We start from the raw sequence: 8062 nt of genomic DNA, 5'->3' as shown, positions 1-8062 counted from the left end.
ATATTTTTCATCTGATCTACCAGTTAATACATCGCCATATACTTCATCAGTAGATATATGAATTAATCTTGATTTATTTTTTTTTGAATATTTTTTAAAGCTTTCTAAAAGATTGTATACACCAACTATATTACTTTTAATGAAGTTACTAGGATCATCAATTGATCTATCCACATGTGTCTCTGCTGCTAAATTGAAAATGCAAACAGGTTTAAATTTATCAAATATCTTTATTAACTTTTTACTATTTATATCAATTTTGAAATATTTATAGTTTTTTGAATTCTTAAATTCTTTTACATTATAAAAATTTGATGAATAGGTACATTTATCAAGATTTATTACAAAATAATTTTTTTTTAACAGTAGATCTATTAGATTGCTTCCAATAAATCCTAATCCACCAGTAACAACAATTTTTTTCATTATTTGATTTTTACATTACAAAAAAATTTTAGTATAGATGATTATATTAGGATCATGTCAATAACTAGGCAAAATTTAACTGTTATAATTGTAAGTTTTAAAAGTGAACATGTAATTGAGGATTGCATAAAGTCAATTGATAACCAAATTGAAATTATAATTATTGATAATTCGAATAACGCAACCCTAAAGAATTATTTAGAAAAAAAATATATAAATGTTAAATGTATTTTATCCAAAGAAAATATTGGGATGGGGGCAGGGAACAATCTTGGAATCAAAAACTGTAATAATGATTTAGTTTTTATTTTAAATCCAGATGTGATTTTAAATAAAGATGCAATTAATGAAATAATTAATGCATCAAAAAATATTGAGTCTTTCAGTATACTTGCCCCATTATCTGATAATGCGGCATACCCAAATTATAAATTAGACAATAAAAGTTTAATTAACGACAATGACCCATTTGAGGTTAAAAGCGTTGATGGTTTTGCAATGTTATTAAATGCAAAAAGATTAAAACAAAAAAAAGATTTCTATTTTTTTGATGAAAACTTTTTTTTATATCTAGAAAATGATGACTTATGTAAAAGAATTATTAATCTTAAAGAAAAAATTTATGTTGTCCCTAAATCAAAAGTATTGCACTTAGGAGGTAAAGGTGTTGATGAAAAGTATAAGGATGAAATTGAATTCTCAAGAAATTGGCACTGGATTTGGTCAAAATTTTATTTTAACAAAAAACATTATGGCTTTTCATTTGCCGTATTCAAAGGATTGCCATCTTTTTTTTCAGCATTAATAAAATTTTTATTTTACCTCAGTATATTTAAAAGAAGAAAAAGCAAAATTTATGTTTGCAGGATCCTTGGCTTTATGAACGCATTTTTAGGAAAAAAATCTTCATATAGACCTAAATTAGATTAGTGCTAAAATTTTTTTTTGAACTCTTCTAAAGAAATGACTCTTAAATATGACTTATAATTTTTGAAATAATCTTTAAATTTAAGTTTATTTATAGACTTTTCAATTTTAAGTACTTCAGTATTTTCCTCTTTTTTAATAATTCCTATGCCTTGATCCAACTCACAAGTAAAAATATTTAGATCTTTGTTTTGTCTTAAATCAACTATTGCTTTCCAAACATCACCACTCCAATGCATCTCATATCTTGGTATTGCCTGCTTGCCCAAATTATCTGGTAAACAATCGTGAACAAGTATTATTCCATCTCTATGGAGACAATTTACTGAGTTAAGAATATCTTTTTTTACTTGTGAATATGTATGTAATCCATCTATAAAAATAATATCAAATTTTTTATTATTTTTTAAAAAAAATTCATCACTAGTTTTTCTTATATTTCCACCGCTTACAGGATCTACACCAATTTTATTCTTGATATTTACCCTTGAAAAAAGTTGATCATCGTCACATCCAATTTCTAAATATTCTTTGTAATCGTTTTTTTTGATTAAGTAATCAACTAGGTCTACACGATTAAAATCTTTAGGAAAATCAAATTTGAGTTTGCCATTAAAATTTTCAACAAATAATAAATAGTAAATTTTATTGATAATTCTTTTATATTTTCTAATTTTTTTTTCCATTTGAAATCTTTAATGCCCAGGAAATTGTATTAGACTTTCAACATTGTAACCTTTTTCTTTTAATAATTTAGCACCATTAAGATCAAATAAGTCGATTACAAAAATAAAAGCAATAACTTTACCATTTGATATTTCAATTAGTTTTGCAGCAGCTTCAGCGGTCCCACCTGTGGCTATTAAATCATCAATAATTAGAACATTTTCATTATTTTTTATAGAGTCTTTATGAATTTCAATAGTTGCTTTGCCATACTCTAATTCAAAATCTACCGAATGAACATCTGCAGGGAGTTTATTTTTTTTTCTAAGCATAATAAAAGGTTTTTTAAGAATATAAGAAACTGCTGATGCAAAAACAAAACCTCTAGACTCAATTGCAGCTATTTTGCTGAATTCGAAATTTTTTGATTTTTCTACAATTTGGTTGATTGTCTCTGAAAAAGCTTTCTCATCTTTAATTAATGTAGTGATATCCCTAAATAAAATCCCTTTTTTTGGATAGTCAGGAATAGATCTAATAAAATTTTTTAAATTCATAATTTCTATTTATTAAAGTATAAATAAATTATTTTTTAAACATGACAATAAATAAATTAGCAATCATTGGTGGCAGCGGCCTTTATGATGTTGAGGAGTTTAAAGAAAGAGAATTACTTGATTTAAGTACACCTTGGGGAAAACCTTCAGATCAAATTTTAAAAACTAATTACAACAATAAATTAGTCTATTTTTTACCAAGACATGGAAAGGGACATTTCATTTCTCCCTCAAAAATTAATTTTAGAGCTAATATAGATGCATTAAAACAATTGGGTGTCACGGATATAGTTTCTGTTTCTGCAGTGGGCTCATTGAAAGAAGATTTACCACCAGGAAAATTTGTGATTGTTGATCAATTTATTGATCGTACATTTGCTAGAGAAAAAACATTCTTTGATGATGAGATAGTTGCTCATGTATCTATGGCACATCCAACATCTAGGGGTTTAATGAATGCTTGTGAAGAGGCTATAAAAAAAGAAAAAATTGAATATCAAAGAAATGGAACATATGTCGTGATGGAAGGGCCACAATTTTCAACCTTAGCAGAGTCAAATTTATATAGATCTTGGAAAGCTGATGTAATAGGGATGACCAACATGCCTGAAGCAAAATTAGCAAGAGAGGCAGAAATTAGATATGCGTCTGTTTCAATGGTCACAGACTACGATTGTTGGCACCCTGATCATGACAATGTGGATGTACAACAAGTAGTAAAAGTTTTATTGGGTAATGCTGCAAAAGCAAAGAATATGATCAAAAATTTAATTGAAAATTTTGAAGATCATATTGATCCTAAAGATCCAACTAATAATTGTTTAGATGTTGCAATTATCACAGCACCTGAAAAAAGAACAAAAAAAACAAAAGATAAACTAAATACAATAGCTGGAAGAGTTTTAAACAAATGAAAAAATTGATAACTTTATTGATTATTATTTTTTTCAATACAAGTGCTTTGGCTGATAAAATGACAAAGAGTGGTTTTTTGACTGACAAAGTTAGTTATATAAAAGATCAAAATATAAGTGATCCGCATAAAAAAATTTTATTAATTTATAATCACGGGCAAACAACTCATGATGGTCCATCTAATGATTGTGCTTGGAAGGGAGGAATGAATAACATGTCATCTTTAGTAGGAAAAAAAATTAAAGATAAGGAAATAGTTGTCTACCTTTTTTGTACAGGCAAATTGAAAGGGGATGATCATAAAAGATTATGGAATAAGAAAAAATTTACAGAACCATATAATGGCAAGCCAAAGCTGGAAAAAAGATTAGATGCAAATTTAAAACTTATAGAAGACTTTACTTCTCAAGGTTTTAAAAAAGATCAAATTTTTTTAACAGGAAGATCTTGTGGAGGATGGATGACAATGATGTTGCTTAGCAGATATCAAAATATTATTGCTGGAGGTATTTCTTTTGTGCCTGAATGTTATGGTCGTTTAACTAAAGTGTATAAAGTAGATAAAGTCGGAGTGGAGGAGGCTTTAAAAAAATTTAAGGAAAAAGAAGGTCCTGGACCAGCTAATATGAGACAAACTCAAATAGATGAAATTAAAAAAAGTCCAAATTTACCTGTTCTAGTTTTTACTCATCCTAAAGATCCATTTGGTGGATTAGTATCTAATTGGGTAGAAGAAGTTCCTGGAGTTGAAAGGATTGTTATTTCTGAAAACAACAAGGTTAATGGAAAAAGTTGTAATGTGTGGGGAAAACCAATTAAAAATTATCATGATATGGATAGAGCTACTTGTTTTAAAGAATATAATCCAAAAATTTTAGATTTTATTGCATCGAAAATTAATTAAATGAAAATTGAAGGGAAAGAATATCGCACTATTTGGTTTGAAAACAATGTTGTAAAAATAATTGATCAAACAAAACTTCCACATCAATTCATAATTAAAGATCTTAAAACAGTTAAGGACTCAATTAATGCGATTAAAGTAATGGAAGTTAGAGGTGCTCCTTTAATAGGAGCGACAGCTGCTTATGGATTGGTTTTAGCAATTATAGAAAACAATGATCAATCATTTTTAAAGAAATCTGCAGAGGATTTGATTAGTTCAAGACCAACAGCAATAAATTTAAAGTGGGCTGTTGATAGAATGATAAAAAAATTATCAGGCGTTAATAGTGATAAAATCTTAGAAATAGCAATCAATGAAGCAAAAGAAATTTGTGAAGAGGATGTGAAGTTTTGCAAAAATATAGGATTAAATGGATTAAAGATTATAGAGGAAATCTATAATAAAAAAAAAGATACAGTTAATATTCTAACTCATTGTAACGCTGGTTGGCTTGCAACAATTAATTGGGGGACCGCAACTTCTCCAATATATCACGCGTATAAAAAAGGTATTCCAGTTCATGTTTGGGCTGATGAAACAAGACCAAGAAACCAAGGAGCTAATTTAACTTCTTATGAGTTAAATGAAGAAGGTATAGAAAACACAATCATTGCAGATAACACTGGTGGTATTTTGATGCAAAAGGGGGAAGTTGATATGTGTATTGTTGGAACTGACAGAACTTTAGCCAATGGAGATGTTTGTAATAAAGTTGGAACTTACTTAAAAGCTCTTGCAGCTTATGACAATAAAATTCCTTTTTACGTTGCACTGCCAAGTTCAACAATAGATTGGAATATAAAAGATTATAAAGATATTCCTATTGAAGAGAGAAACTCAGAAGAATTATCTCATATGGAAGGTTTAGATGAAAAAGGAGATATAAAAAAAATACAAATTTATCCAAAAAAAAGCAAAGTTATGAATTTAGCTTTTGATGTAACTCCTGCAAAATATGTTACGGGATTAATTACTGAGAAAGGTGTGTGTGAAGCATCAGAAAAAGGACTAAAAGAATTATTCAAATGAAGAATCTAGACCAAAGAAATCAAATTATTGAATATTCATTAAAATTAAATTCTACAAATCTTTCACCTCTTAGGTCAGGCAATATATCATTGAGAGGAGTAGAAGATAATAAAGAGGGATACTTAATTACTCCGTCAGGAAAAAAATATGAAAAACTTAAACCTGAAGATATTGTTTTTATGGGTTTAAATGAAGATGAAGAAAAAAACGACTCTACAAACAAACCTTCATCTGAATGGAGATTTCATCGAGATATTTATTTAAATAAAAATGAAGCACAGGCTATTGTCCATGCTCATTCTCCACACGCAACAGCTGTATCTTCACATGGAAAATCTATTCCACCATTTCATTATATGATTGCTCTTGCAGGAGGAGATGACATTAAATGTGCTGAATATGCTACTTTTGGAACGGAAGAATTATCTAAAAATGTAATTAAAGCTCTAGAAAATAGATCTGCTTGTTTAATGTCTAATCACGGCCAGGTTGCTTTTGGAATAAATTTAGATGATGCTTTTGAGCTCGCACAAGAGATAGAAAATATTTGTCATCAATACACTATTGCTTTAAAATTAGGACAACCTAAGATTCTTTCATTTGAAGAAATGAAAAAAGTCTTAGATAAGGCTAAGAATTATAAAAAAGGGTAAGATGATTAAAGTTGGGGAGCATATTACTTTAGATATTATAGGTACTTCAAAAGAGTACGATCCTTCAGTTTATGAGAAAGTTATTAATAAAATAGCTAAAGCAGCCAATGTAACTATTTTGAATATTTCAAAATATAAATTTGAACCTCAAGGTTTTACTATTTTAGCTTTATTGGCTGAAAGTCATATAAGTTTTCACACTTTTCCAGAAAAAGGAATAATAAGTTTTGATTTTTTTACATGTGGAAAAATAAGTCCATCCGTAGCAATTGATATTATAAAAAAAGAATTTGAACACAAAAGAATTGTTAAAAAAGAATTTAATAGAGATACTAGATCTCTTTACCATGACATTTATAGTTCACCTGGATTACAAAAGTCATATGTTGTAAATGAAGTTTTAGAAGACTTTAAATCAAAAGTTGGTCAACACATTGAAATTTTAGAATTAGAACAATTTGGAAAATCTTTATTTATTGACGGTGAAATACAAGTAGCAGCTTCAGATGAACATTTGTATAGTTCAACTTTTGTCGGAGCAGGACTAAATTTGAATAAAAAAAATGAAAGAGCCGCAATAATTGGCGGTGGTGATGGTGGTGTTGCACGAGAATGTATTTCAAAAAAGTTTAATTTTATAGACTGGTATGAATTAGATCCAGAAGTTGTTGAAGTTTGTAATAAACATTTGGGAAATATTGGAAAAAAAGCTACTGAAAAAAATTCTGTTAAGTGTGTTTGGGGAGACGCTTTTGAAAGTATTAAATCAGTTAAAGAAGATACTTATGATCATATATTTGTTGATCTTAATGATGACCAGTTTTGTATAGATCTTGCTGCTAAAAATATGGACTCTCTAGTAAGAATACTTAAACCTAAAGGAGTTATTACTGCTCAAGTAGGTAGTCAAGATAAAAAACCCCACCAAGTTGAAAATTGGCTGAATGTATTTCATCATCATTTTGGAAATACTAAATTATCTAGGGTTTACGTGCCTAGTTTTGATTGTGCGTGGAATTTTTCTTCATCGATAAATCACTAATTTTTTCTTTTTTAAATCCATAATTTATGAAATACTTATATTTTTATTAAAGGAGAGAATGATGAATATATTCAAAAAAATTATTTTTTCAGCACTACTTTCTTTATTAGTCATAGGAAATGTTAATGCTGATAAAATTAGAATAGGAACAGAGGGCGCTTACCCTCCATGGAACTCAAAAGATGAGTCTGGTAAATTAATTGGATTTGAAGTTGAGTTGGCTTGGACACTTTGTAGATATATTGGTGAGCAATGTACGATAGTCGAGCAAGATTGGGATGGAATGATACCAGCATTAATTATGAGAAAATTTGATGCAATAATGGCAGGAATGTCAATTACTGCGGAAAGACAAAAAGCTATAAGCTTTTCTCAAGGTTATGCAGATGAAGTTGCATCTTTAGCAGTTATGAAAGGATCTAGTCTTGAAGGTTTAGATACTCCAGCTGGAATTAATTTAACTAAACCTAATGCGGCTGCAAAGAAAGCATTAAAAACTCTTACAGCAGCACTTGCAGGTAAAACTGTTTGTGTCCAAACCGCTACAATTCACCAAAACTTTTTAGACTCAGGTGATGTTGGAAAAGTAAATGTGAGAACTTATAAAACACAAGATGAAGTTAACCTTGACTTAGCATCTGGAAGATGTGACGCTGCATTAGCTGCTGCGGTAGCATTTAGTGATTATGCAGAAAAATCTGGTAAACCGGTTGTTTTAACTGGACCAACTTTTTCAGGTGGCGCATTTGGAAATGGTGTTGGTGTTGGTATTAGAAAAGATGACACCGAACTTCTGAAAAAGTTTAATGCCGCAATTAATAAAGCGAGAAAGAACGGAGATATTAGTAGAATAGCTACTAAATGGTTCGGTTTCGACGCTTCTATGTAATTCAATTTTAGA

General features: G+C 29.1%; 10 protein-coding genes. 7 read left to right on the top strand and 3 right to left on the bottom strand.

Features of this window, described 5'->3' with window-relative positions; all coding sequences use genetic code 11:
- A partial coding sequence (locus tag AMN95_RS02715) for a GDP-mannose 4,6-dehydratase (protein ID WP_143323763.1) occupies window positions 1-426 on the bottom strand: 426 nt, incomplete at its 3' end.
- A 54-nt stretch (window positions 427-480) separates the two neighbouring features.
- On the opposite strand from AMN95_RS02715, the gene AMN95_RS02710 reads away from it, so the two are divergent.
- On the top strand, window positions 481-1356 hold the full coding sequence (locus tag AMN95_RS02710; RefSeq protein ID WP_075522455.1) for a glycosyltransferase family 2 protein: 876 nt from the start codon (window positions 481-483) through the stop codon (window positions 1354-1356).
- 2 nt (window positions 1357-1358) lie between these two features.
- Here the strand turns inward: AMN95_RS02710 and AMN95_RS02705 are convergent, their stop codons facing one another.
- Together AMN95_RS02705 and AMN95_RS02700 are read right to left on the bottom strand one after the other, a co-directional pair.
- Window positions 1359-2039 carry a class I SAM-dependent methyltransferase gene (locus tag AMN95_RS02705; RefSeq protein ID WP_075522454.1) on the bottom strand — a complete coding sequence of 227 codons (681 nt, stop codon included), beginning with the start codon at window positions 2037-2039 and terminating at the stop codon, window positions 1359-1361.
- 9 nt (window positions 2040-2048) lie between these two features.
- Window positions 2049-2576, bottom strand: a complete 528-nt coding sequence (locus AMN95_RS02700) for an adenine phosphoribosyltransferase (protein ID WP_075522453.1) — start codon at window positions 2574-2576, stop codon at window positions 2049-2051.
- 41 nt (window positions 2577-2617) lie between these two features.
- On the opposite strand from AMN95_RS02700, the gene AMN95_RS02695 reads away from it, so the two are divergent.
- Genes AMN95_RS02695 through AMN95_RS02670 form a run of 6 tightly spaced genes read left to right on the top strand, consistent with a single transcriptional unit; the run spans window position 2618 to window position 8050 of the window.
- Window positions 2618-3490, top strand: a complete 873-nt coding sequence (locus tag AMN95_RS02695; RefSeq protein ID WP_075522452.1) for an S-methyl-5'-thioadenosine phosphorylase — start codon at window positions 2618-2620, stop codon at window positions 3488-3490.
- The gene (locus AMN95_RS02690; RefSeq protein ID WP_075522451.1) at window positions 3487-4395 is read left to right on the top strand and encodes an alpha/beta hydrolase family protein; all 909 of its coding nucleotides are present in this window, start codon (window positions 3487-3489) and stop codon (window positions 4393-4395) included. The genes AMN95_RS02695 and AMN95_RS02690 overlap by 4 nt, the downstream gene beginning before the upstream one ends.
- Window positions 4396-5466, top strand: coding sequence for an S-methyl-5-thioribose-1-phosphate isomerase (gene mtnA, locus AMN95_RS02685; RefSeq protein WP_075522450.1), 1071 nt, complete (start codon window positions 4396-4398; stop codon window positions 5464-5466).
- A complete protein-coding gene (locus tag AMN95_RS02680) occupies window positions 5463-6119 on the top strand; it encodes a class II aldolase/adducin family protein (protein ID WP_075522449.1) in 657 nt (218 codons plus the stop codon). The genes mtnA and AMN95_RS02680 overlap by 4 nt, the downstream gene beginning before the upstream one ends.
- Window position 6120: 1 nt before the next feature.
- Complete coding sequence (gene speD, locus AMN95_RS02675) at window positions 6121-7161, top strand: adenosylmethionine decarboxylase (RefSeq protein WP_075522448.1); 1041 nt, start codon at window positions 6121-6123, stop codon at window positions 7159-7161.
- A gap of 58 nt (window positions 7162-7219) precedes the next feature.
- Window positions 7220-8050: a transporter substrate-binding domain-containing protein gene (locus AMN95_RS02670; protein ID WP_256997927.1), complete on the top strand. Its 831-nt coding sequence runs from the start codon at window positions 7220-7222 to the stop codon at window positions 8048-8050.
- Window positions 8051-8062: the final 12 nt, after the last annotated feature.

The sequence above is a fragment of the Candidatus Pelagibacter communis genome (genome assembly GCF_001180185.1).
GTDB lineage: Bacteria > Pseudomonadota > Alphaproteobacteria > Pelagibacterales > Pelagibacteraceae > Pelagibacter > Pelagibacter ubique_F.
The sequence above is the reverse complement of the archived record's forward strand: the minus strand, read 5'-3'. Positions and strand labels throughout refer to the sequence as shown.